The sequence below is a fragment of the Polaromonas sp. P1_F6 genome (genome assembly GCF_056405695.1).
The window spans coordinates 149,128-171,106 of sequence record NZ_JBFUBQ010000006.1 but is presented as its reverse complement, the minus strand read 5'-3'; the positions used below and the strand labels follow the sequence as shown (position 1 = coordinate 171,106).

The 21,979-nt window shown below is 60.0% G+C and carries 25 protein-coding genes; 13 read left to right on the top strand and 12 right to left on the bottom strand.

Going from position 1 to position 21,979, the window contains the following annotated elements; translation table 11 throughout:
* Nucleotides 1-25: 25 nt before the first annotated feature.
* Both AC1DY9_RS17550 and AC1DY9_RS17545 read right to left on the bottom strand, forming a co-directional pair.
* A complete protein-coding gene (locus tag AC1DY9_RS17550; protein ID WP_457278741.1) occupies nt 26-676 on the bottom strand; it encodes an FHA domain-containing protein in 651 nt (216 codons plus the stop codon).
* Nucleotides 677-793: 117 nt separating this feature from the next.
* A complete protein-coding gene (locus AC1DY9_RS17545) occupies nt 794-1,243 on the bottom strand; it encodes a surface-adhesin E family protein (RefSeq protein WP_477667167.1) in 450 nt (149 codons plus the stop codon).
* Between the two features lie 256 nt (nt 1,244-1,499).
* Between AC1DY9_RS17545 and AC1DY9_RS17540 the strand changes: the two genes are divergently transcribed.
* Both AC1DY9_RS17540 and AC1DY9_RS17535 read left to right on the top strand, forming a co-directional pair.
* Nucleotides 1,500-1,712, top strand: a complete 213-nt coding sequence (locus tag AC1DY9_RS17540; protein WP_457278743.1) for a CsbD family protein — start codon at nt 1,500-1,502, stop codon at nt 1,710-1,712.
* Between the two features lie 175 nt (nt 1,713-1,887).
* Complete coding sequence (locus AC1DY9_RS17535) at nt 1,888-2,982, top strand: ROK family protein (protein ID WP_477667166.1); 1,095 nt, start codon at nt 1,888-1,890, stop codon at nt 2,980-2,982.
* Between the two features lie 108 nt (nt 2,983-3,090).
* On the opposite strand, the gene AC1DY9_RS17530 is transcribed toward AC1DY9_RS17535, so the two are convergent.
* Complete coding sequence (locus tag AC1DY9_RS17530; protein ID WP_477667165.1) at nt 3,091-5,550, bottom strand: penicillin-binding protein 1A; 2,460 nt, start codon at nt 5,548-5,550, stop codon at nt 3,091-3,093.
* 540 nt (nt 5,551-6,090) lie between these two features.
* Here AC1DY9_RS17530 and msrB point away from each other — a divergent pair.
* The 5 genes from msrB (at nt 6,091) to tcmP (ending at nt 9,957) form a co-directional block, all read left to right on the top strand.
* The gene (gene msrB / locus AC1DY9_RS17525; protein ID WP_477667164.1) at nt 6,091-6,588 is read left to right on the top strand and encodes a peptide-methionine (R)-S-oxide reductase MsrB; all 498 of its coding nucleotides are present in this window, start codon (nt 6,091-6,093) and stop codon (nt 6,586-6,588) included.
* Between the two features lie 2 nt (nt 6,589-6,590).
* Nucleotides 6,591-7,307 (top strand): peptide-methionine (S)-S-oxide reductase MsrA, encoded by a 717-nt coding sequence (gene msrA / locus AC1DY9_RS17520; RefSeq protein WP_477667163.1) that lies wholly within the window; start codon nt 6,591-6,593, stop codon nt 7,305-7,307.
* Nucleotides 7,308-7,526: 219 nt separating this feature from the next.
* Nucleotides 7,527-7,751, top strand: coding sequence for a DUF3606 domain-containing protein (locus AC1DY9_RS17515; RefSeq protein WP_477667162.1), 225 nt, complete (start codon nt 7,527-7,529; stop codon nt 7,749-7,751).
* 103 nt (nt 7,752-7,854) lie between these two features.
* Complete coding sequence (locus AC1DY9_RS17510) at nt 7,855-8,919, top strand: Vgb family protein (protein ID WP_477667161.1); 1,065 nt, start codon at nt 7,855-7,857, stop codon at nt 8,917-8,919.
* 192 nt (nt 8,920-9,111) lie between these two features.
* Complete coding sequence (gene tcmP / locus AC1DY9_RS17505; RefSeq protein ID WP_477667160.1) at nt 9,112-9,957, top strand: three-Cys-motif partner protein TcmP; 846 nt, start codon at nt 9,112-9,114, stop codon at nt 9,955-9,957.
* A gap of 3 nt (nt 9,958-9,960) precedes the next feature.
* Here the strand turns inward: tcmP and AC1DY9_RS17500 are convergent, their stop codons facing one another.
* The 9 genes from AC1DY9_RS17500 to AC1DY9_RS17460 all read right to left on the bottom strand — a co-directional run bounded on the left by AC1DY9_RS17500 (nt 9,961) and on the right by AC1DY9_RS17460 (nt 17,310).
* On the bottom strand, nt 9,961-10,704 hold the full coding sequence (locus AC1DY9_RS17500) for a phage Gp37/Gp68 family protein (protein WP_477667159.1): 744 nt from the start codon (nt 10,702-10,704) through the stop codon (nt 9,961-9,963).
* Nucleotides 10,705-10,835: 131 nt separating this feature from the next.
* A complete protein-coding gene (gene darG, locus AC1DY9_RS17495; RefSeq protein ID WP_477667158.1) occupies nt 10,836-11,948 on the bottom strand; it encodes a type II toxin-antitoxin system antitoxin DNA ADP-ribosyl glycohydrolase DarG in 1,113 nt (370 codons plus the stop codon).
* Nucleotides 11,949-11,958: 10 nt separating this feature from the next.
* Nucleotides 11,959-12,543, bottom strand: coding sequence for a DUF4433 domain-containing protein (locus tag AC1DY9_RS17490; RefSeq protein ID WP_477667157.1), 585 nt, complete (start codon nt 12,541-12,543; stop codon nt 11,959-11,961).
* 114 nt (nt 12,544-12,657) lie between these two features.
* The gene (locus AC1DY9_RS17485; protein ID WP_477667156.1) at nt 12,658-13,023 is read right to left on the bottom strand and encodes an MFS transporter; all 366 of its coding nucleotides are present in this window, start codon (nt 13,021-13,023) and stop codon (nt 12,658-12,660) included.
* A gap of 29 nt (nt 13,024-13,052) precedes the next feature.
* Nucleotides 13,053-13,559 (bottom strand): hypothetical protein, encoded by a 507-nt coding sequence (locus AC1DY9_RS17480; RefSeq protein WP_477667155.1) that lies wholly within the window; start codon nt 13,557-13,559, stop codon nt 13,053-13,055.
* A 32-nt stretch (nt 13,560-13,591) separates the two neighbouring features.
* On the bottom strand, nt 13,592-14,854 hold the full coding sequence (locus AC1DY9_RS17475; RefSeq protein WP_477667154.1) for an MFS transporter: 1,263 nt from the start codon (nt 14,852-14,854) through the stop codon (nt 13,592-13,594).
* A 24-nt stretch (nt 14,855-14,878) separates the two neighbouring features.
* Nucleotides 14,879-15,367, bottom strand: coding sequence for a hypothetical protein (locus tag AC1DY9_RS17470; protein ID WP_477667153.1), 489 nt, complete (start codon nt 15,365-15,367; stop codon nt 14,879-14,881).
* Nucleotides 15,368-15,468: 101 nt separating this feature from the next.
* Nucleotides 15,469-16,056 carry a hypothetical protein gene (locus AC1DY9_RS17465; RefSeq protein WP_477667152.1) on the bottom strand — a complete coding sequence of 196 codons (588 nt, stop codon included), beginning with the start codon at nt 16,054-16,056 and terminating at the stop codon, nt 15,469-15,471.
* Nucleotides 16,057-16,119: 63 nt separating this feature from the next.
* A complete protein-coding gene (locus AC1DY9_RS17460) occupies nt 16,120-17,310 on the bottom strand; it encodes an aminotransferase-like domain-containing protein (protein ID WP_477667251.1) in 1,191 nt (396 codons plus the stop codon).
* Between the two features lie 132 nt (nt 17,311-17,442).
* Between AC1DY9_RS17460 and AC1DY9_RS17455 the strand changes: the two genes are divergently transcribed.
* The 6 genes from AC1DY9_RS17455 to AC1DY9_RS17430 all read left to right on the top strand — a co-directional run bounded on the left by AC1DY9_RS17455 (nt 17,443) and on the right by AC1DY9_RS17430 (nt 21,784).
* Nucleotides 17,443-18,042: a TetR/AcrR family transcriptional regulator gene (locus tag AC1DY9_RS17455; RefSeq protein WP_457278759.1), complete on the top strand. Its 600-nt coding sequence runs from the start codon at nt 17,443-17,445 to the stop codon at nt 18,040-18,042.
* A gap of 33 nt (nt 18,043-18,075) precedes the next feature.
* Nucleotides 18,076-18,603 (top strand): SRPBCC family protein, encoded by a 528-nt coding sequence (locus tag AC1DY9_RS17450; protein ID WP_477667151.1) that lies wholly within the window; start codon nt 18,076-18,078, stop codon nt 18,601-18,603.
* Nucleotides 18,593-19,003: a PaaI family thioesterase gene (locus tag AC1DY9_RS17445; protein ID WP_457278761.1), complete on the top strand. Its 411-nt coding sequence runs from the start codon at nt 18,593-18,595 to the stop codon at nt 19,001-19,003. The genes AC1DY9_RS17450 and AC1DY9_RS17445 overlap by 11 nt, the downstream gene beginning before the upstream one ends.
* A 145-nt stretch (nt 19,004-19,148) precedes the next feature.
* A complete protein-coding gene (locus AC1DY9_RS17440; RefSeq protein WP_457278762.1) occupies nt 19,149-19,439 on the top strand; it encodes a helix-turn-helix domain-containing protein in 291 nt (96 codons plus the stop codon).
* 51 nt (nt 19,440-19,490) lie between these two features.
* Entirely contained in the window at nt 19,491-20,810 is a 1,320-nt protein-coding gene (locus tag AC1DY9_RS17435; RefSeq protein ID WP_477667150.1) for a type II toxin-antitoxin system HipA family toxin, read from the top strand.
* Nucleotides 20,807-21,784, top strand: coding sequence for an AraC family transcriptional regulator (locus AC1DY9_RS17430; RefSeq protein WP_457278764.1), 978 nt, complete (start codon nt 20,807-20,809; stop codon nt 21,782-21,784). The genes AC1DY9_RS17435 and AC1DY9_RS17430 overlap by 4 nt, the downstream gene beginning before the upstream one ends.
* Nucleotides 21,785-21,979: the final 195 nt, after the last annotated feature.

The following is a 21,979-nucleotide window of genomic DNA, read 5'->3' as shown; positions in this document are numbered from 1 at the left end:
CGAGCCTGCACGCCGCCCGGCCCGCTCAGGCTTCGGCGCTCTTGAGCAAAAACTCCATCTCGGTTCCGGCCAGGTTCAGTATGTCGTGGTGGGCCAGCGGAATCGCTTTCATGCCGATCGGTTTGCCGTTGCAGGTCGGCGGCTTTTCGCCGTCCATGTGCGCCACGTAGTAGCCGTCGCGCCGGTGCGATATCGACACCACGGCCACACCGGGCTGCCCGAAGGTGGTAACGGCCTTGACCACCGGCACCTCCAGCCCCGCTGACGAACCCGACAACACCTTCAGGCTCGCGTGCATCGTGCCGCTGGTGCCGGGCAGGCCCATCGCGTCCAGCGCCATGGCGGTGGTTTGATGTTCGCGCGGAGCCTCTTCTTCATGCCGCGAGGTGGCCAGGTACTGGATGCGGAAGTTGCCGATATTGATGATGTCGTTGTCGTGCAGCAGCTCACGCGACTTGACCATGTGGCCGTTGAGGTAGGTGCCGTTGGTGCTGCCCAGGTCTTCAAGGTACACGTCCGCAAGGCCTTTCAGCAGGAACACGCAGTGCTCGCCGCTGACCACCAGGTTGTCGAAGATGATGTCGTTGTAGGGCCTGCGGCCCAGCGTGGTGCGGTCGTTCGTCAGGTACACGTGCTTGATTTCGACGCCTTCGACCGTTGCAATGAGTTGCGGCATGCAAGACCCTTCTTCAAGATAGTCGCCGGAGCCCCATGCGTAAGCGACAAACCATCGTAGCCCGAGCGCCCTAAAGGCACAAGCGGGGCACAACCCGCCAGCGCCGCAACATGGTCGCTAATTGGTGGTAATTTTGCCGGTTTCGCATGCAGCGCGAATGATGCGCTGGGTCGGGTTGGGCGTCACGTCGCGGAACTCCATGGGGCGCACCACTTCGTTGGGGTAAGTCACTGTTTTGTACGGCTCGCCCTTCCACAGGGGCTGCACGTAAAACGCCAGCGTGACGTACTTGGCGCTCTTGTCAGCGCAGTCAAACAACACGGTGGAAACATACGAACGGTAAGGCACGCCGTCCCAGCTGGTGCGTTGCAGCGCGCGGCTTACGCGTACCTGCATGGCCCGCATGTCGCCGTTGGCGGCAATGGGGGTCGGGTCTACCTCAATGGTGTTGACGGCCGGGTCAGCCGGGTCACCCATCACGGTAAACCATGTGGTGGGGGCGGCTGGCGCGCCCCACAGGGAAGCCCCGGACACCAGGGTCCCTAAAACGATGGCTAATTTCTTCATATGACTTTTTTCTTCCTTCCTCCACTGCACGGTCACTTCAAAGCACAGTCCATTGTCTGCAATGCCAGTTTAATCCTGACGCAACGAACGTTCTGTTGCAACTGTTTCCCGACCCGTAGCAGGCGCGCGTCGAAAGGCCCTGTAGGCACACACCCACACGGCTATGGGCCCGATGCCTTCGGCGCGGTCTGGGCCGGCGGGCTATCTTGAACTGCATGGAATTTTCCATGACGCAACTCTCTGAAAGGTACATCCCATGAACAAAGACCAGGTCAAAGGCAAGATCAAGGAAGTTGCCGGTGAAGTGCAGGAACACACCGGCAAGCTGGTCGGCAATGCCGAGCAGCAGGCCAAGGGCCACGCCCGTGAATTCCAGGGCAAGGCACAAAAGGCCGCCGGCGACGCACGTGAGAACGCAGAAGACATCCAGAAGGATCTGGACAAAGACCGCGACCCCCTGGGTCGCTAAGCAGCACTGAACGCTGCAAACCCACCATCGGCCGGCTCTTCCCGGCCGTTTTTTTGCGCGCAAATCGCCGCGTACACCAGCCATTGGCTGACGCGTTCAGGCGCGTTGGCTGATAGCCGGCGGCCTGCCGCGCCCGCATGATGAAACCTTTCACCACAGCACAACACGCCCCCACATGCCGCGCAAAGCCTCCCCCGCTTCCCTGCCTCATGACCTGTTGCACGGTCAGCTGAAGCTGCCTGCCGTGACGATCAACGGCTACAGCCTGGAACTGCACGACGGCGAGCGCTTTCTGGGCGACACCGTCAGCCGCGTCGCCTACAGCGAAATGCTGGACGTATGGCGCCGGCTTTTTCGCCGCATCAGCGGCGAAGACGTGCTGGGCACCAAGCCCACACCCGCCATCAGCAAAAAGCGGCTCGACCTGCTCCTTCAACGCGACGGCAAGGCCGCCGCCGTGATTTCCGCGGCATCGGAAGACTACGCCTGGCAACTGGTGCGTGTGGTGCGGCGTTTTCTGGCGCATCCCACATGGCACGGCGTGCAGCGCATTGTGGTGGGCGGCGGCTTTCAGCAAAGCCTGGTGGGCGAACTGGCCATCGACCGCGCGGCCGAATTGCTCTACCAGCAAAACGCCCGCGTGCATTTGATGACGCTGCGCCACCACCCCGACGAAGGCGGGCTGATCGGCTGGGTGCACCTGGCGCCGCCCGAGCTGTTGTCGCAATACGGCGGCTTCCTGGCGGTAGACATTGGCGGAACCAACGTGCGCTGCGGCATTGTGCGGCCGCGCCTGAACAAGTCGCCCGACCTGTCGGACGTGCGCGTGGCGGGCCTGGAAAAGTGGGGCCACCGCGGCGACGACGATGTGACCCGCCGCGAACACCTGGTGCAGGGCATTGCCGCCATGCTGAAAAAACTCAAGCGTCTGGCCGACAGAAAAGGCATCACCCTGGCGCCGTTTGTCGGCGTGGCCTGCCCCGGCATGATCTGCGACGACGGCTCCATCGCCACCGGCGCGCAGAACCTGCCCGGCAACTGGGAAAGCCCGCGCTTTAACCTGGCGCACGACCTCAGCGAACTGCTGCCGCGCCAGGACGGCCAGACCACCCAGGTGCGGCTGCACAACGATGCGGTGGTGCAGGGCCTGTCTGAGCTGCCCTTCATGCAGGGCGTGAAGCGCTGGGCCGTGCTGACGGTGGGCACCGGGTTGGGCAACGCCAGCTTTGTCAACACCGGCCCGCACGCGGTGCGCAAAACGAAACGCTGACGCCGCGCGCTGCGTTGCAACAATTCAAGAGAAAAAGGCCTGAAACCCAATCAGTAATAGCGCAAGCAGCTATCTATTTAATAGCAGTCTCACGCACCGCGCACAGCGCTAGCGCGGAGCGATGGGCGCACCCACCACCACGCCCGGCACGGCGGTGTTTTCCGCCGCAGCGTCGGGCTGCACACGCCGCGGCTGCTCGGGTGGCAGCACCACGCCAGGCGCACCGGGTGCAGGCGTGCCGTCTGCAGCAGGCCCGTTCACGGTGATGTACTTGATCACCGGCGCCGGCTGCCACACGCGCGGCGGGCCGCCCTCGGTGGCCGGCCCTCCCGCAGCGCCTGACATGCTCTGTTGCCCCAAAGGCTGGGGCATGCCGCCGTCACCGGTCTGGCCTGGCTGGCTTTCCTGCGGCGGCTCGGCGCCATTGAGCAGCGCTTCAATGCGCTGCCGCTCCTGGTCCGTCACGCCTGCGCCTTCCGGTGCGGGGAAGCGCAGGGCCACGTCGACCACTTTTGCCTTGATCGCGCCCTGAAAAAACTCACCCACCATCGGCAGCGCGCTGCGGGCGCCCTGCCCGTAGCTGTCAGCCATGGTCACGCGGTTGTCGTTAAAGCCCACCCACGCGCCGGCCACCAGCTGCGGGTGCATCATGATGAACCAGCCGTCGGTGTTGCCCTGCGTCGTGCCGGTCTTGCCGGCCACGTCGGCCTGTATGCCGTAGCGGCTGCGAATGGCAGCGCCCGTGCCCTGGTCGATCACGCCGCGCATCACGTCCAGCAGCGTCTGCGCCACGGTGGCCGGCATCACGGTTTCGGGCAGCTTGGGCTCAAACGCTTCCAGCACCTTGCCGTTGCGGTCTTCTACCCGGGTAACGATCACGGGCTCTATATAACGGCCGTCATTGGCCAGCGTGCCGTAGGCCGCCACCATTTCCCTCAGCGTGACAGGGCTGGTGCCCAGCGCAAGTGAGGGCACTTCTTCGAGCCTGCTCTGGCGCACGCCCATGGCCTTGGCCAGCCTGGCCACATTGGCCGGGCCCACCGCGTGCATGACCTGTGCGGTGATCGTGTTCTTGGAAAACATCAGGCCCTGGCGCAGCGTCATCATCTCGCCGCTGGGGCCGCCGCCGTCGGTCGGCCGCCAGAAAGCGCCGTTCCCCAGCGGGATTTCCACCTCACCGTCCAGGTACACGTCGGACGGCTTGGCGCCGTTTTCAAACGCCGCGCCGTACACAAAGGGCTTGAAGGTCGAGCCCGGCTGGCGGCGCGCCTGCTGCACGTGGTCAAACTGGTCGCGCGCAAAGTCGCGGCTGCCCACCCAGGCCCTGACCTGGCCGTTGGTTGGGTCCAGCGCCATGAAGCCGGCCTGCAGGCGCGTTTTTTCGTCCTTCAGGTTTTGCATGAACTCCGCGTCCGCCAACAGCGCCTTGGTGGCCTGGTCGTCGGCCTGCCCCTTGGTGCGCAGGGCCTTGTATTCGGCGGTGTCGCGTATGAAGGCCAGGGCCAGCTCGCGCGGCGCGCCGCTCTTGGCCTTCCAGCCCGAGTTAAAGCGCCAGTCACCGGCCACCGTCTTTTGCAAGCGGTCTACCTGCACCGCCAGCGCCTTGTTGGCCATGTCCTGCAGGCGTGAGTCAATGGTGCTGCGCAGCACCAGGCCGTCGGCATAAATGTTGTAGTCGTTGCGGTCGGCCCATTCAATCAGCCAGCGGCGCAGCTGCTGCGCCAGGTGCGGCGCCGAGCCCAGCTCTTCGTCCTGGCGCTCGAAGTCGATGCGCAGCGGCTTCTTTTTCAGTGCCTCCAGCTGGGCTACGGGCAGCTTCTCGTGCTTGACCATCTGCGCCAGCACCGTGTTGCGGCGCTGCATGGCGCGCTCGGGGTTGTTCACCGGGTTGTAGTAGGCCGTGCCCTTGAGCATGCCCACCAGCGTGGCGCTTTGCAGCACGTCCAGCTCGTTGGCGGATTTGTCGAAGTAGGTGCGCGCCGCCATTTCAATGCCGTAGGCGTTGTACAAAAAGGGCACGGTGTTGAGGTAGCTCTCCAGGATTTCGTCCTTGGAATAAACCGCCTCTATCTTGAAAGCCGTGATGGCCTCCTTCAGCTTGCGCGTGATCGACAGGGAGCGGCCGATTTCTTCCGGGTAGAGGTTGCGCGCCAGCTGCTGCGTGATGGTCGAGCCGCCCTGCGTCTTGCCGGCGGCCGTGTGCAGCACGGCCGACACCGTGCGCTTGATGTCCAGGCCGTGGTGGTCGTAAAACCGGTGGTCTTCGGTGGCGATGAGCGCGTCCACCACGCTGGGCGAAATGTCTTCGAGCTTCACCCAGTCGCGGTTGGCCCGCTTGAACACCGCCAGCACCTGGCCGTCAGACGACATCACCACCGAGGGCTTGGCGGTTTTGGCTTTCAGCAGGTCGTTGATGCTGGGCGTGAACGGAATCAGGATCAGCACATACAGCAGCACCAGCGCCGGAATGGCCGCCAGTGTCAGCAGCACGCCGCGTTTGGTGGGGTGGCGCAAGCGGTCAGGAATGGTGGCCGCAAAGTCGCGAAGTTGGGTCAGGAGCTGTTTCATCATTGCCTGCAAGTCTAAATGGGAGGCGTAAACGGGCCTGTAGGACTGCGGCGCTGCGGGAAGCGCACGCCATGGGAAAAACGCCGCTTCGGTGGCTTTCAGGAGGCCGTTTTTAAGTACCAAATTGGCCTCAAGACCAATCAGAACGGGCGCGAGCAGCTACTGTTTTAATAGCGTCCTGCGGGGCAGTTTTGGTGGTATTTGGGCCTCTTTTTTGCCTCTTTTTCGCCTGTTTTTGCCTGTTTTCAGCCGTCGTGGGCCCTGCGGGCGCTTTTGGGGCCAATTTCGTCACCCGCAGTGCCATTTTCAAGCATCAAATCGGCCTCCAGCCCAATAGGAGTCTGCGCGAGCAGCTACTGTATTGATAGCAATTTCAGCGTGCCCACCATATCGCCGCACGGAACTGAACCGGTACAGCGTCATCCAATCTTTCGCACCAGGGGCGCCGTCATCCGTAAGAAACGCCGCGCCACACCGACCAACCTTCATGCCGCCTGTTCACGGCAAGCAATACAACAACCAACCGAAAGAGGCCAAAGCATGATGACCCGCAGAAACTCCCTGCTCCAACTGGGCGCCCTCTCCGCCGCCATGGCCGCCGGCCTGCGCGGGCTGCTGGCGTCCGCACCCGCCCACGCGGCCGCGCGCGCTTATGAAGTCACCCGCACCGAGGCCGAATGGCAAAAGCTGCTGCGGCCCGACCAGTACCGCGTGCTGCGCAAGGCCGGCACTGAAACGCCCTTCACCAGCCCGCTCAATAAAGAAAAGCGCGCCGGCGTTTTCAGTTGCGCCGGTTGCGACCTGCCGCTGTTTTCATCCGCCACCAAGTTCGACAGCGGCACCGGCTGGCCCAGCTTCTGGCAAGCCATGAGCAACGCCGTGGTGGAAGAAACCGACACCACCCTCTTCATGAAACGCACCGAAGTGCTGTGCCGCCGCTGCGGCGGGCACCTGGGCCATGTGTTTGACGACGGCCCCAAACCCACCGGCCTGCGCTATTGCATGAACGGCGTGGCCCTTAACTTCAAGGCAGCATAAAAATGAACAAATACCTTTTCACCCTGGGTGCTGTGGCATTGGCCGCGTGGGCATTCATTGGCAGCGGCATGGGCACCAACGCCCGCGCCGCGGAAGAAAAAGCCGTGAAGCTGCCCGCACCTGCGGTTGACGCCACGGCCACCGCGCAGGCAGGCACCGCCACCGCCGTGTTTGCCGGCGGCTGCTTCTGGGGCGTGCAGGCCGTGTTTCAGCACACCGACGGCGTGCTCAACGCTGTCTCGGGCTATTCAGGCGGCGACAAAGCGACTGCCACCTACGAGCAGATCGGCTCAGGCCGCACCGGCCACGCCGAGGCTGTGCAAATCACCTACGACCCGAAAAAGATCAGCTACGGCAAGCTGCTGCAGATTTACTTTTCGGTGGCGCACGACCCCACCACGCTCAACCGCCAGGGCCCCGACAGCGGCACGCAATACCGCTCTGCCGTGTTCTACAAAGACGCTGAGCAAAAGAAGGTGACCGAAAGCTACATCGCCCAGCTCGACGCCGCCAAGGCCTTCCCGAACAAGATCGTGACGCAGCTGACGCCGCTCGCCGCCTTCTACCCCGCAGAGGCCTACCACCAGGACTACGCCACCCTTCACCCCAACCAGCCTTACATCGCAAGGTTTGACCTGCCCAAGATTGCCAACCTGAAAACCGTGATGCCCGAGGTCTACCGCGAAAAGCCCGTGCTCGTCTCGCAGGCCGGCAAGTAGGCGCAGCAAGGGCGGCGCCGCCGCAGCAGCAAGCGGCGTCTTCCCGTCATTTCTCCGCCACTTTTCCGCCATTTCCCGTCGGCAATGGCCGCATAGCGGTTATTGGCCGACGATGCGACCTGCATTCACCCCTTGCTGATGTCGGCAATGGCCTACAAACGTATGGTTCTGAGCGCGTTAATGTGGTCTTTTACCTTAGCTGGAAAGGAGCGGACCACCATGACGAGTACCCACCAGCAGCCAGGCGTACAGCCCGACCGCATCAACCTGAACGACAAACCCGGCACCGAACAGTGGATGAAGAAGCTGGACGTAACCAACGACCAGCTCCGTGAAGCCATCGCCGCCGTAGGCGACAAGGCCACCAACGTAGAGATGCACCTCAAGGGCGCCCGCAGCACCACCAATGCAGACCGCGTGCATGAGTTGAGTACAGAAAAGTGAGCTTGATGGCGGCGCCCATTGCCGCCAAAATGCCAGAGACACACCCCTTCACCGCCGTTCACCGTGTTCAGCGCATGCAGCAAGATGCGCAGGAGGTTTTGCCATGGCATTGCAGACACCCGCTTCATCCCACGCTCCTCAACAATCAGACGCAACCCAGATCAACCGGCGCACCGCGTTGGTGGCCCTGCCCAGTTTGGCGGCTCTGGCCGGTTTCAGTTTGCCGGCCGCCACCCATGCGCAAACACCCGGCACCGTGCGCCTGCAATCGTGGCCGCTCAACGCCCGCACCTTCACCGGCATTCACGACATCGCACCCGCACCCGACGGCGGCGTGTGGTTCTCGGCCCAGCGCAGCGGCCACCTCGGCTGGTTTGACCCACGCACCGGCAAGTCAGACCTGGTGGCTTTGGGCAGCGGCTCATCACCCCACGGCGTCATTGCCGGGCCCGACGGCGCAGCCTGGCTGACCGACGGCGGGCAAAACGCGATTGCCCGCGTGGCCTGGCCTACGCGCGAAGTCAAAGTCTTCCCCCTGCCCGCCGGCACACCGTACGCCAACCTCAACACCTGCGCCTTCGACGGCGACGGCAACCTCTGGTTCACCGGCCAAAGCGGCTACGTCGGCAAGGTAGAGGTGCGCGCCGGCACCGTCACCGTGAAAGAGTCCCCCCGCGGACGCGGCCCCTACGGCATCTGCGCCACACCCAAAGGCGATGTGTGGTGGTGCTCGCTGGCCGGCTCCTTCATCGCGCAACTAGACCGCAAGACAGGCGAATCACGCATCGTCGAGCCCCCCACCCCGCGCCAGGGCGCTCGCCGCGTCTGGTCAGACAGCAGGGGCCGCATCTGGGTATCGGAATGGAACAGCGGCAACCTCTCAATGCACGACCCCGCATTGGGCACAGGCCCCAGCAGCTGGCGCGCGTGGAAAGCCCCCGGCACCGAGCCACATGTTTATGCCGTGTATGTGGATCACAAAGACATCGTCTGGGCCTCAGAGTGGAGCAGCAACGCCCTCTTGCGCTTTGACCCGGCGACGGAGAAGTTTGAGGTGATCACCATGCCGCGTTCTGCGGCGAGCGTGCGGCAGATATTGGGTCGGCCTGGGGAAGTGTGGCTGCCCGAGAGCGGGACGGAGTTTGTGACGGTGGTGAAGACGGGGTGAAGACCAGATCGTTCTGCAGCTGATTTACAGACGCTGGATATGCAAGCCGACGATGGCACCACGCACATCTCATCTAAATGAGTAACTTCCTATTCATAAAACAAGAGGCCGGCTTGGCGCATCTACTGCTTCTTAGAAAGCTTTAAAAACTTAGAAATTAAGCACAGAATGAAAAAATAACGAAAGAACACAATGAAAAGCAAGTTTGAACTTGAAGTGCATTTAGATTGCAGGGCAGACTTGGTAATTGAACGAGGTCCAGACAACAAAGGTGTTGGAAAGTGGGTTCCGGGGCAAAAGCATGTTCTGCTTGCTAAGTACATTGGTGCAGCGCGGGAAGCTATGAAGAAATGGCCGCATCTAGTATTCATCGATCCATTTTGTGGACCCGGCAGAATTCAAGTGGAGGGAGAGTCGTTCACACGTGATGGCGGCGTGGTGGTTGCTTGGCGACAAGCTGCTCACTATGGCACACCCTATACGAAACTACTTATCGGAGATTTAGCAAGTGATCGGTCGCAGGCATGCGCAACTCGACTTAGAACTTTAGGTGCCCCGGTTGAGAGTTTCGAAGGTCCTGCCGTGAGAACAATCACTGAGATGGTCTCTCAAGTTCAGAAAGGCTCGCTCTGTCTCGCTTATCTCGACCCTTATAACTTGAAGTACCTTTCATTTAGCATCATTCAAGAACTTGCGAAACTAAAAAATGTGGATATCGCAGTTCATTTCTCCACAATGGACTTACATCGCAATATTGACTTTGAGTTAGACCCTGACAGGGCGCGGTTTGACGAAGTCGCTCCCGGCTGGAGGGAAAAGCTTCAAGGCACCAGTAAGTCTGCCTTGCCAGTGGCTTTCTTTAACTATTGGTGTGGGTTGATACAGAACCTAGGATTTCAATTCAGCCAAGAAATGCCACTTATCCATAACAACACAAATCATGCTATTTATCGATTGGTATTTTTTGCGCGCCACGATTTAGCAAAGCGACTTTGGGGTGAGGTCGCAAAAAGCAAAAATATGGAACTCGATTTCTAGCCGTCAAATAGCACTTACCGGTACTGGGAAATCATCCCACCGTCGTCCAGCAAGTTCGCGGCCATTTATTTTCTTGGCTCTTCGAACCCCATCAGCACCCCAAGCGCCCCATTGCTTAAAGAAAAAAGCAACGTTTTGCGCAATAGCTTGTTGACGCACGTTGTCGGCCCATGCAGGCTTCATCGGTCTAGCCTTCGCGCCGCTTTCGCCTCCAACAATCACCCAATGAATGTCTTTTAAATTGAGTTTCCCCACATCCTCTAGTAACGGCTCTACCGACAAAAACCGTATCGCAGCTTTTACCTTCCTTAGTTGAGCAATACGAGGAACTCCGTACTTTCTGTCTTCCACAGAGACGCCTAGCCAGACATTGATAGGGCAGGAACGTTTAGCGAAAAATTCTGGAAGCCTCTCAGCTCGCTTGGTAAGAATTTGGTAGGTGTGCTGCGGAGTGCTGCGACAAACTTCAATAACTTGGTCGATAAATTCATCTGGAACCTCTTCATGGAAAAGATCAGACATTGAATTCACGAAATAGGTCGTCGGTATTTTTCGTCGTCGTGGATGATCGAGACGTTCAGGATGAAGAGTCAACTTGAAACCTCTTTCATAGCCTGTTGCGCCCATCGCCTCGAGACGTCGAGACATTGTCTCAGCGTAACAATGTTTGCAACCAGGTGATAGTTTTGTACATCCAGTCACCGGATTCCAGGTGTGCTCTGTCCATTCGATGTTTGACTCCGCCATTTGCCACTCCTCTTGAACTTAGAACATGCCGAGACGCAAATGCCCAATGACAACTACGTTACGGCCGCCTAGGCAAGCCTTACTACTTAGCACGGTCTACGAACAATCAACAGTTCATAGTTCTATAAAAATCAATCGATAGGCGTAAGAGATTCGCTCAGCGTTAGCTTCATCCACCCCAACATAACCAGGCTTCGGATCGCATGTGCAACTGCTTGGCTCTTCTCTTGGGTGCTCCAACTTTTCTTCCATTCAAGAATATAGTCATAGAGCCGTTGCTCAGCTATTTCCTCATTAGGATGAGCCAGCTTCAGTTGTCGACTCGCAAACAGGACTGTCAACATCTCTTCGGCCTGCTCTGTAGATTTAATTCGACTGAACAAATCAACGGCCTTAGAGATTTTCTTGTCATATTGCTTAATCTGCGAGAGGTAGGCGCCACGCTCTCTTTCATACTGCGGTGCGACTTTAAGAGCGACCATGCGCCCAAGCTGCTCTTCCTGAACCCAGTTTTTGTTCGCAAAAACATGCAGCGCTCTACTCACATCATTCGAGAATGGACCGTAGCTACCTTTGTCAAATTTGAATCCGGTAGTTACTCCCATCTCCGTAACAACATAGCAAATCTTTTGGAAAATAGTACGTCCTACAGGATTTGCATACGGCTGCGCAGCCAACTCCTTCAAAACCTCCATAAGCACGATCCAATCCGGATTCAACTTATCAGCTTGACGCCCCTTCCCCTCGAGGGTCATCTGTGTTGACGCGCTAAGAAAATCCGTACTGAGTTCATTCTTTGTGGTGCCATACGGAGCATAGAGTTCAATGTCAATTGGAAGTCCGTTCAATTTTCTATAGATCAGGGGGCCAACCTCTGACCATTCCAGACCGCCATTTCCACAACCTAAGGGAGGCATAGCGAGCGACTCTAGCCCCCACTCCGAATAATGTTTGACAAGATAATCTAAACCGCTTTCTATGTCCGATAGGCGAGACGAAGAGCGCCAATGTCCTTTTGTCGGAAAATTAAGAATACTGAGTCCAGAAAGATCTTTGTAGATATAAGGCTCACCTAGGTGAACTTGCTTCAAGTCACAACGCCTCAGATAGTCATCAAACATGTCTGGGAACCGTTTTTTGAATTCCTGTGCGACACCCTTCCCCATCACACCCACGCAATTAACAGTGTTAACCAACGTGTGCGCACGGCTTTCAAACATATCTCCTATAAGAGCTTTAAACATAGGTCTATCCTTATCCGAAAAACATATCAGCGTCGATAGTTGACGCGATGGCTACCCCTAAGGCCGAAAAACGCGTATTTGCCGTCTGACTGGCGACATAGGCACCTCTAATGAGGTGAGGAGGTACGCGGTGGGGTACAAGCACTTCAGCGCATTTTTTTGATTTTTTTTGCCAGTATCGAATCTTGTCGACATCTCGCCAGTCCCTGGCAAAAATAGATTCGAAATCAAGCAGTTGCCATTGAGATGGGGCAAGAAATCGGACGTAATCACTGGCGGCATTTTGGTCACTAATTACCGTTCCCTGAATATCAAGCACTTCCCTTGCGATCTTTAAAACGCAAATTTCATCCGCTTCACCGAGTCTTTTATAAAGCATCGGATTGCGCGCATGAAAATAGAGATTAGCGTACTGGTGCAATCGAAGCCCTCTAGGTACCTGCGTCTGATCGCGTTTGTCCTGAACCGGCTGCAAAGCAATTGAATGATGCTGGAGAAGAGCAGCTCTTTCGTAAGAGAGCAGCCCATGCTGAAGTACTGACTGCACATTGCCAATGGGCATGATGCATTGCAATTCAATTACACGAGGGTCCATAACTTAGATCCCAAAATTAAAAACTGCATGCACATGCCGGAGCATATGCGACAATAATACTGTATAAATACACAGTTATCAATGCTTTCGGCATTTACAACTTTGAACCTCGCCTCAGCGCCCAGGCAAAGTAACCCCCTCCACCGCCATCACCACCCCGCCAAGCATCACCACCGCACTGCTCCCAATGCGGTCAATCAAACTGGCAGCCAGCACCACGCCAATGGACTGGCCCAGGAACAGGAAAGAAGCAAACAGCGAGACGGCCGTGCCGCGCGCATGGGGCGCCATCTGCGTCGCATTAGCCTGCATGACGTTGTGGAACATGAAAAAACCGAACCCGCCCACCAAGCTGGCCGGAATGGCCGGGGCCCAGTGCGGGGTGTAGGCCAGCACCAGGGCGCAGATACCGAGCATCGCGCCGCCCAGAATCACCAGGCCGTGCTGGTCGAAGCGGCGTATCAGCGGGGGCGATGCCATGTGCTCATACCGCCTTCTTAGCCCGCCTACTAAGGCTTCACCGGGCCTTTGCGCATGGTGGCAACCTGCCCCGCCATGGATTTCTCAAAGTCCCAGGTTGGAGAAGTAATAAGCGCGGGATAGGCGGCGCAACGCTCTCGGGCCCGCGCGGGGTCGCTCGAAAACACAGTGCGCCTCTGATTAGCCTTGAAGTCAACAATCCTTCGATCGAGCTGCGCGCGAACCGCGTCGGCCTTCGCGCGATCACCTTTGGTCTCCCGCTCAATCATGGCCGACATATTGCTTTCCACTTCTTGCAGAAGGGGCGCTGACCTTGTCCGCCAAGCGGCGTAAGCGGCTTCATTTTTTGCCTTGTGCTCAGGAAATTCTTCAGCGCACAGGTCTTTGATGGCTCCCAACGATTGAGCTGCGCCATACAACTGGCCGAGATCGTTCTCATAGTTTCCTGAAGCAACCGCTAGTTGGGCATGAGCCGCAGGCGTAAAACCGAGCACCATCAGTGTGACGAGTCCAGTACTGAGAAACGAGTTGGTCATATTCGATACTTTCAATTGAAGTTCTCCAGAGTCTATTTGACTTGAAGAGATGACTTGCTGTCTCGCCTTCTCAGCACCCAGGCAAAGTAAACCCCCTCCGCCGCCATCACCGCCCCACCGAGCGCCACCACCGCGCTGCTCCCAATGCGGTCAATCAGGCTGGCTGCCAGCACCACACCAATCGACTGCCCCAGGAACAGGAAAGAGGCAAACATTGAGACGGCCGTGCCCCGCGCATGCGGCGCCATCTGCGTCGCATTGGCCTGCATGACGTTGTGGAACATGAAAAAACCAAACCCACCCACCAGGCTGGCAGGAATGGCCGGGGCCCAGTGCGGGGTGTAGGCCAGCACCAGGGCGCTGATGCCGACCATCGCGCCGCCCAGAATCACCAAACCGTGCTGGCCGAAGCGGCGGATCAGCGGGCGGCCTGCGGCCATGTACCCGACGCCGCCCAGGCCAAACAGCGCCACGATGGCGCCTGACACCGAGAGCGACAGGCCCTGGGCATGGTGCAGGTGCGAAGCCCAGATGGCCAGCACGCCAAAGCCGGCGGCGCCTTCTATCACCGCCATGATCAATACGACGCGTGACCATCGGCCGGTAATGATTTCCAGCGCCTGCGTGACGAAATGGGTGCGCTGCACGGGTTGGCGGGGTGCGGCGGCCGGGTCTTTGCCCTCGGCGCGCTGTGCGGCATTCTGGCGGCGCAGGTCAAGGTACATCAGCGTGCCGACCACGGCAAACAGCACGGTCATGAAAACAAAGGCCCAGCGCCAGCCCAAAGCATCGGTCAGCAGGCCGCCAATCAGCTGGCCGCCCACAATGCCCAGCGTGCTGCCCAGGCCGGTGCGCGTGAGCATTTCCTGCAGCTGGTCGGCGGGCACGTTGTCGCCCACCCAGGCCATGCCCAGCGGAATCAGCGCCGCGGCGCCCAGCGCCATCAGCATGCGGGCAAACAGCAGCGCATCAAGGCTGTGCGCAAACACGGCCAGCAGGCTGCCGATGCTGCAGCCCAGCGTGGCAAAAGTGACGACGCGAAACTTGCCCAGCCTGTCGCCCAATGGTCCGTAAAAAAGCTGCGACGCGCCATACGTCATGGCAAATATCGACACGACCTGCGCGGCCTGGGCCAGGCTGACGGCAAACACACGCGACAACTCAGGCAGCATGGCGTCACAAATGCGCTGGGCCATCATGCTGGCAAAGGTGCCGAAGGAAAGAAGAAGGATGGAGCGCCGGACGGCGGGGGAAATGCTGGCGTGGGGAGCGCTGTGCGCGTCGGCAGGAGTCATGAAGGTAAACGGGCCCGGGAGCTGCTATATGGCCAACTTGGAAGCAGATTTCCATTGCGCAATACGGGTCATGTGGTACTGCAAATAGAAGGTGCTGAAGAGGAAAGTCATGGCCGCTGAAAGCTCAAGCTGCATGGGTTCAACGCTGTTGTAGTGATTCAGCATGGACCTGCGGATGGAATAAGCCCCGAAATAGAAAATCACATACGACACGAGCATCAAAAGAAAACCAACCCCCTTGAGGTTGTCTGAGCCTTCAAACAGTATCTGGGCAAAGATGGCCAGCGGCACATAAATGACGAATTGGATCGTCGCATTCGACGCCGGATTGATTTTTCGCACCCAGGTGGATTGGACGAACATCCAGGCGATCATGAAGACCCCAAGCGTGAGGAGCGTAAACAGCAGCACCAAAGCCCAATGCAATTGGGGTGGCGCGGGGTAAGCGTCTGCGTTCATACCGCCGCCTTGTGGCCCGGGGTTGGTGAAAGAATCCGGCTGGTAGTCACTCATAAGCGCCTTTTTTGTTTTCTTAATCGATCAATCGCGCGAGGCTCTCTGCGGCTACAACGACACGCAGATGGCCAATTTGCTCAACCCATGGGCTCCAACTGCTATTTGACGGCGGCCGCGCGGCGAACGTCGGTAACCACCTTGTCCAGCGTGGCGACCAGTGTGGTTTGCACGTTGTCGTCCGAGACCCGCCCCTGGAATCGCTCAGCGCCGATGGCGATGAATGGCTCGGCATCGACCATGCCCTGGATGCTGATGTGCACGACTTTTTCGCTTCTTGAGCTTTCAATGCCCTTGATCAACAAAGCCGTGAATATGCCACCGCCAGCCGCTGCAAGGCCGGCCTGGTTCAACGTGACAGGGGGAGCGTATACGTTGACGACAAACTCGCTCAAGGTGATCTTCCTTCCCTGTAGTTCGGCTGCCAGGTTGTTGTGCAGCCAGGCCTTCATGAGTGCTGGTGCGTCCGGCGAGAGGTTGTCGTCACCAAAATAGTTGTTGATGCCGCCATTGTTGTCTACAGCCCTGGAGATACGCGTTTCAGCGGCACGGTCATCCACAAACCGGAAACCGGTGGTCTCAGGCGCCTGCACTGCCAATTTGGGAGAAAGTTTTACAGCGGAAGTGGCGCCGCAAGCGACAAGAAAAAGGGCCATGCAGACAGGCAGGGCGAAGCGGACAAGGCGCATGAAAAGCTTTCGAAGAAAAAAGAAAAGGGAGTTCTAAATGAGAGGTTTTGAAAGGCCCGCGCTTTATAACGCCTTGCCCAACCGCCCCACACCCTCTTCAATCTTCGTCACATCCGCGGTGGCAAAGCTCAGCCGCAGTGTGGCCAGGTCCGGGTTGCTGGCGTAGAACGGCGCGCCGGGCACAAAGGCCACGAGCTGCTCAATGGCTTTTTTGGCGAACTCGCCGGCGTCTTTGCTTTTGCCGCCCGCGCCCGTCAGGCGTGCCCAGAAGAACAAGCCGCCTTGCGGCTGGGTGAATTCAATGGCGTCGCCGAGCTCGCGCTTGAGCGCGGCGCCCATGGCGTTGGCGCGCTCGCCGTATACCTTGCGCACATGGGTCAGCGTGGCGGGCATGCGGCCGGCCTTGAGGTATTGCGCGGCGGTGGCCTGGGCGAAGGTGCTGGTGTGGGCGTCGCTGAACTGTTTGCACATGGTGGCTTTGGCCAGCAGTTCGGCGGGGGCGATCATCCAGCCCACGCGCAGGCCGGGGCTCAGCACCTTGCTGAGTGAACCGCAATGCGCCAGCAGCTCGCGGCTGCCGGGCACGCCGGCGCTCAAGGCCAGCAGTGAGGGTGGCGGCGCCTCACCAAAGTAGAGGTCGCCATACGGGTCGTCTTCGACGATCAGCGTCTGGTATTTAACGGCCATCTCCAGCACCTTCTTGCGGCGCTCCAGGCTGAGCAGCGCGCCGCTGGGGTTGCCGAAAGTGGGAATCAGGTAGACAAACTTGGGCTTGTGCTGGGCGATGAGTTGTTCGAGCTCGTCGGTCTTGACGCCATGGGCGTCAATCGGCGCGCTGATGAGTTCTGCGCCGTACAGGCGAAAACACTGGATGGTGGCCAGGAAGGTGGGGCCTTCGACGATGACCTTGTCGCCGGGGGAGATCATGGTTTTGCCGAGCAAATCAAGCGCCTGCTGGCTGCCGGTGGTAACGATGAGGTTTTCGGGGGCGACGTCTTTGGCGCCCTTGGTGGCCATGAACGCGGCCAGCTGTTCGCGCAGCGGGCCGTAGCCTTCGGTGGCGCCATATTGCAGCGTACCGCCGGGTTCTTCGTTCAGGGCCTTGTTGCTGGCCTCCTGGATGCCGGCCACGTCGAACATGGCGGGGTCCGGAAAACCGCCGGCAAAGCTGACAATGCCGGGCTTGCCCAGCAATTTAAAGAGTTCGCGGATGGCGGAGGTTTCAACGTTGTTGAGGCGGTCGGCAAATTGCAGTGGCATGGGGGTCTCGCTTTCTGTTTTGTATTGTCGCCAATTTGCGCGCAGGTTTCCTGCGGCCTGGACCGCCGGTTGCCCTGCGGTCGCAGGGAAGTTGACAGAGTATCAATCTAGAGTAATACTCTAGTCATGAGTTCTGCCACACCCCCTGCCGCTGCCGCCCTCTCCACCCGGGAGCGCCTGCTGGACGCCGCCACCAAGGTGTTCCTGGCGCACGGCTTCACGGCCGCGTCGATGGACATGGTTCGCCAGGAGGCGGGCGTGAGCAACGGCAGCCTGTACCACCACTTTCCCACCAAGGCACAACTGGCCGATGCGCTGTATGCGCACACGCTGCGCGATTTCCATGCGGCGCTGATGCAGCCCATCAGCGGCAAGGCCTCTGCCCAGGCCGGCGTCAAGGGCCTGATGCGCGCGTACATCCAGTGGGTGCTGCAACACCCCGACCAGGCACGGCTGCTGCACACGCTGCGGCGCGGCGGCGACATGGCAGGCGGCGCCGAGATCGACGCGGCCAATGAGCAGGCCTTTGCCACGCTGAGGGCCTGGGTGGCGCAGCAGGTGGAGGCCGGCGAGATGCGGGCCATGCCTTTTCACCTGTGGATGGCGCTGATGTTTTCGCCCGCGATGTCGCTTACGCAGGGCTGGGTCAGCCAGCCCACCCCGGCCGTTGCGCCCAAGGTGCGGGCCGCACTGGAACACGCGGCCTGGATGGCCATGGCCCCCTGAAACACCTTCCCGATTTCAACAAGGAGTAGCTGCATGAAAGTCGTCAATGTTCATCAACGTCTGCTGCACGCCAGCCCGGAGCAGGTGGGCGCGCTGATTGATTCGCTGGGCTCATCGGCCGATACGCTGTGGCCCGGAAAGGCATGGCCGCGCCTGAAGTTCGACAGGCCGCTGGCGGTGGGAGCCATCGGTGGGCATGGGCCTATCCGCTATGTGGTGGAAGCCTATACGCCGGGCCAGTCGGTGCGGTTTCGCCTGACCGCGCCGGCGGGTTTTGACGGCTGGCACGGTTTTGAGGTGCTTGAGGCCACGCCTGCGCATTGCGTGCTGGAGCACCGCATTGAGATGAACACACGCGGCACTGGCCTGCTCTTGTGGCCGCTGGTGATTGGCCCCCTGCACGATGTTTGCGTGGAAGACGTGCTGTCGCAGGCGCAGCTCTCGCTGGGCAACGAGCCACGGCAGGTGCCCTGGCCGGCCTACATACGCCTGCTGCGCTGGCTGGTGTCGGGCGGCAGGCGCTTGACCCCGCCGTTTTCGCGCAGCCAGCATGCCCGCTGACTTGCTGGCCTGGGGCCGTCAGGTGCTGGGCCAACAGCCCTTCAGCGCGATGCTGAACGCGCAGCTGGATGCCTTTGCGCCCGGCGGCGCGGAGCTGTCGGTGCCTGTGGTGCCCGGCCTCTTGCAACAGCACGGCTTTGTGCATGGCGGTGTATTGTCCTATTTGGCGGACAACGCACTGACGTTTGCGGGCGGCTCGGTACTGGGCGACTCTGTCACGTCAGAGTTCAAGATCAACTACCTGCGGCCGGCCAAAGATGCCGACCGCCTGCTGGCCGTAGCCACGGTGGTGGGCAGTGGCAAGACCCAGGCGGTATGCCGATGCGATATTTTTGTGCTGCGCGGGCAAGAGCGTACCTTGTGCGCGGCGGCGCAGGGCACCATACGCAAGGCGGCCTAGGGACTGTTGACAGGCCACAGGCTTCGCAAAACACGGGATGCTGGCGGGGACGGTACAAGTCTGGCCATCTGATCGCCCTTGAGCGATATCTTGACAATATTGTCTAACAACGATATTGTGCAAATATCACTCAAAGGCGGTATCCATGAGCACGCTTCAAACCTTTCCCGTTCAGACATCAGCACAGCTGTCAGTGCATTTGAAATCGCTGCGCAAGGCACGCGGGCTGACGCAGACCGCGTTGGGTGAGCGCATAGGCGTCAAGCAGGTCCGCATGGCCGATATTGAAAAAAACCCCGGTGCGGTGAGCCTCGACCAGTTGCTTCAGGTGCTGCATGCGCTGGACGCGCGACTGCTGCTGGCAGACTTGCGGCGGTATGCCGAGACTGACACCCCACCCGCCCCCACCGCGAACAGCCCCACAGCCGATTGGTAACCGGGGAAAGCGCTTGGGAAAGCATGACGAAACAGTTTAAAAAGGTGGCCCATGGCATTTGCCGATCTTGACGTGTGGATGAACGGCCAGCATGTGGGCCTGTGGTTCTGGACGCGAACCGGCACGCCGGGTTTTCGTTATGACCAAAGCTGGCCGCAGTCGCCCCATGCGCGGCCGCTGTCGGTTTCACTGCCCATGCCGGCCGGGGGCGGCGATGTGATGGGCCCCAAGGTAGAGCACTACTTTGACAACCTGTTACCCGACAGCAGCCGCATCCGCGAACGGCTGCGCCGCCGCTTTGGGACTTCTTCAACCCGCGCCGCAGACCTGCTGGCTGCCATCGGCCGGGATTGCGTGGGCGCGCTGCAGCTGCTGCCACAGGGCCAGCAGCCATCGCCGCACGACCGCATCGACAGCACGGCACTGACCGACAGCCAGGTGGAGACGCTGCTGGGTGACGTAACCGGGGACGGTGTGGAAGGCACCTCGCTGGCGGACGATTTCCGGATATCCATTGCCGGCGCTCAGGAAAAGACAGCGCTGCTGCGCATTGGCCAGCGTTGGCACCTGCCGTCGGGCTCTACACCCACCACGCACATCTTCAAACTACCGCTGGGCCTGGTCGGCAATATGCGCGCCGACATGTCGGACTCGGTGGAAAACGAATGGCTCTGCGCCGCCCTGCTGGGTGAACTGGGGTTTGAGGTCGCGCCCACACAAATGGGCCGCTTCGGCCGGCGCAAGGTGCTGATCGTGGAGCGCTTTGACAGGCGCTGGATGGACGGCGGCCAATGGATCGCCCGCCTGCCGCAAGAGGATTTCTGCCAAGCCACCGGGACGCCCGGTGACCTCAAGTATGAAAGCGACGGCGGCCCAGGCATTCGCACAGGGCTGGACTTGCTGAGCGGAAGCAGCAATGCCCGCGCCGATCTTCTGCATTTCGCGCAGGTCCAGCTGGCCTTCTGGATCATGGCCGCCACTGACGGCCATGCCAAGAATTTTTCGATCTTTCTGGAGCGCGGCGGCAGCTTTCGCATGACGCCGCTGTACGACGTGCTGTCAGCCTGGCCCATCATCGGCAACGGGCCCAACCAGATCAGCCCACGCCGCGCCAAACTGGCCATGGCCTTGCGCAGCAAAAACGCGCACTACCATTTGCACGAAATCCGCACCCGCCAATGGGAAGCGCTGGCGCGGCAAAGCGGTGTGCCGGGCGCCTTCGACCAGATGGTGGCGCTGGTGCTGCAGGTGCCGTACGCGCTGGAGCGCGTGGCCGCGCAGTTGCCGGCAGATTTCCCCAAGGCGGTGTTCACCGCCATACGCCGCGGCATGCTGGCGCAGGCTGAAAAATTCGTGGCTGAACTTCCATGACGGAGCCCGGCCTTGACCCCGCGGCCCGCCGCACGTATATCGCCCGCATCAACCGGGTGGTAGACCACGTCAGCGCCAACCTGGCCGGCACGCTGGACTTGCAAGCGCTGGCCGATGTGGCTCACTTTTCGCCCTGGCACTTTCACCGCGTGTTTCAGGCGGTCACGGGTGAAACCCTGGCTGACTGCGTGCGCCGCCTGCGGCTGGAGTCGGCAGCCCAGCAACTCATTTTTACACCGCAGACCGCGCTACAAATCGCGCTCGACACGGGCTTTGCGTCGGCCGAGGTTTTCAGCCGTGCCTTTCGCGCCCATTTCGGCACAACGCCCACGGCCTGGCGGCGCGGCGGCTGGCGCGACTGGGCAGCGCGCCAGCAGCGTGAACTTAGCAAGATTCATCAAGGCAATCACAAGATGAATCAAGACTCCCTCATGGCATTGTTTAAAGATAGAACCCTCTGGCCCGTGGGGCCGGTTTTATCTGAAAGAGGTTTGAGCATGCACATTGAACTGAAGACCATTCCTGCCATGCGCCTGGCTTACATGCGCAACACCGGCCCTTACGGCGACGGCGTGGCGCAGCTGTGGCAACGCTTTGTCGCCTGGTGCGGCCAGCACGGCCACATGAACCCGCGCCCCAGGATGTACGGCATCAGCCAGGACAACCCCGAGATCACGCCGGCCGAAAAATGCCGCTACGACGCATGCATTGAGGTGAACGAGGCTTTCAAACCGCAAGGCGAGACAGGCGTGCAAAACTTTGGCGGCGGGCGTTATGCCTGCGGCCGTTTTACCGGCAAGCCGGGCAACGAAGTGCACGAAGCCTGGACGCACATGTTCGCCGAGTGGCTGCCGCAAAGCGGCTACCAGCCAGAGAACAAGCCGGCCCTGGAGCTGTATGAAGAAGACTTCGTGATGGACCCGAAGACCGGCACCTTCAGTTGCTGGCTCTGCGTGCCCGTGCGGGCGCTGTAGCGCCGGGTCTTGCTCCGGCCTGGGCGTTTTCTGCTGAGGCTTGCTGGCCGGGGGTTGGTATTGTCTTTGGTATTCGGTCCCCCGTTCCCCCTTCCCGATTGGCCCTTGTGGATGCGCCGAGGAGCGGAGGGCCAGACGGATCAGGGCAAAAACTTGTTTGAGCCGCAGGCGAGTTGTTTTTGACCCCGGCTGGAC

Excerpts from the sequence above, each read along its gene's own strand:
- AC1DY9_RS17550 (WP_457278741.1), bottom strand. The coding sequence starts at position 676 with ATGCCGCAACTCATTGCAACGGTCGAAGGCGTCGAAATCAAGCACGTG.
- AC1DY9_RS17545 (WP_477667167.1), bottom strand. The coding sequence starts at position 1,243 with ATGAAGAAATTAGCCATCGTTTTAGGGACCCTGGTGTCCGGGGCTTCC.
- AC1DY9_RS17540 (WP_457278743.1), top strand. The coding sequence starts at position 1,500 with ATGAACAAAGACCAGGTCAAAGGCAAGATCAAGGAAGTTGCCGGTGAA.
- AC1DY9_RS17535 (WP_477667166.1), top strand. The coding sequence starts at position 1,888 with ATGCCGCGCAAAGCCTCCCCCGCTTCCCTGCCTCATGACCTGTTGCAC.
- AC1DY9_RS17530 (WP_477667165.1), bottom strand. The coding sequence starts at position 5,550 with ATGAAACAGCTCCTGACCCAACTTCGCGACTTTGCGGCCACCATTCCT.
- msrB (WP_477667164.1), top strand. The coding sequence starts at position 6,091 with ATGATGACCCGCAGAAACTCCCTGCTCCAACTGGGCGCCCTCTCCGCC.
- msrA (WP_477667163.1), top strand. The coding sequence starts at position 6,591 with ATGAACAAATACCTTTTCACCCTGGGTGCTGTGGCATTGGCCGCGTGG.
- AC1DY9_RS17515 (WP_477667162.1), top strand. The coding sequence starts at position 7,527 with ATGACGAGTACCCACCAGCAGCCAGGCGTACAGCCCGACCGCATCAAC.
- AC1DY9_RS17510 (WP_477667161.1), top strand. The coding sequence starts at position 7,855 with ATGGCATTGCAGACACCCGCTTCATCCCACGCTCCTCAACAATCAGAC.
- tcmP (WP_477667160.1), top strand. The coding sequence starts at position 9,112 with ATGAAAAGCAAGTTTGAACTTGAAGTGCATTTAGATTGCAGGGCAGAC.
- AC1DY9_RS17500 (WP_477667159.1), bottom strand. The coding sequence starts at position 10,704 with ATGGCGGAGTCAAACATCGAATGGACAGAGCACACCTGGAATCCGGTG.
- darG (WP_477667158.1), bottom strand. The coding sequence starts at position 11,948 with ATGTTTAAAGCTCTTATAGGAGATATGTTTGAAAGCCGTGCGCACACG.
- AC1DY9_RS17490 (WP_477667157.1), bottom strand. The coding sequence starts at position 12,543 with ATGGACCCTCGTGTAATTGAATTGCAATGCATCATGCCCATTGGCAAT.
- AC1DY9_RS17485 (WP_477667156.1), bottom strand. The coding sequence starts at position 13,023 with ATGGCATCGCCCCCGCTGATACGCCGCTTCGACCAGCACGGCCTGGTG.
- AC1DY9_RS17480 (WP_477667155.1), bottom strand. The coding sequence starts at position 13,559 with ATGACCAACTCGTTTCTCAGTACTGGACTCGTCACACTGATGGTGCTC.
- AC1DY9_RS17475 (WP_477667154.1), bottom strand. The coding sequence starts at position 14,854 with ATGACTCCTGCCGACGCGCACAGCGCTCCCCACGCCAGCATTTCCCCC.
- AC1DY9_RS17470 (WP_477667153.1), bottom strand. The coding sequence starts at position 15,367 with ATGAGTGACTACCAGCCGGATTCTTTCACCAACCCCGGGCCACAAGGC.
- AC1DY9_RS17465 (WP_477667152.1), bottom strand. The coding sequence starts at position 16,056 with ATGCGCCTTGTCCGCTTCGCCCTGCCTGTCTGCATGGCCCTTTTTCTT.
- AC1DY9_RS17455 (WP_457278759.1), top strand. The coding sequence starts at position 17,443 with ATGAGTTCTGCCACACCCCCTGCCGCTGCCGCCCTCTCCACCCGGGAG.
- AC1DY9_RS17450 (WP_477667151.1), top strand. The coding sequence starts at position 18,076 with ATGAAAGTCGTCAATGTTCATCAACGTCTGCTGCACGCCAGCCCGGAG.
- AC1DY9_RS17445 (WP_457278761.1), top strand. The coding sequence starts at position 18,593 with ATGCCCGCTGACTTGCTGGCCTGGGGCCGTCAGGTGCTGGGCCAACAG.
- AC1DY9_RS17440 (WP_457278762.1), top strand. The coding sequence starts at position 19,149 with ATGAGCACGCTTCAAACCTTTCCCGTTCAGACATCAGCACAGCTGTCA.
- AC1DY9_RS17435 (WP_477667150.1), top strand. The coding sequence starts at position 19,491 with ATGGCATTTGCCGATCTTGACGTGTGGATGAACGGCCAGCATGTGGGC.
- AC1DY9_RS17430 (WP_457278764.1), top strand. The coding sequence starts at position 20,807 with ATGACGGAGCCCGGCCTTGACCCCGCGGCCCGCCGCACGTATATCGCC.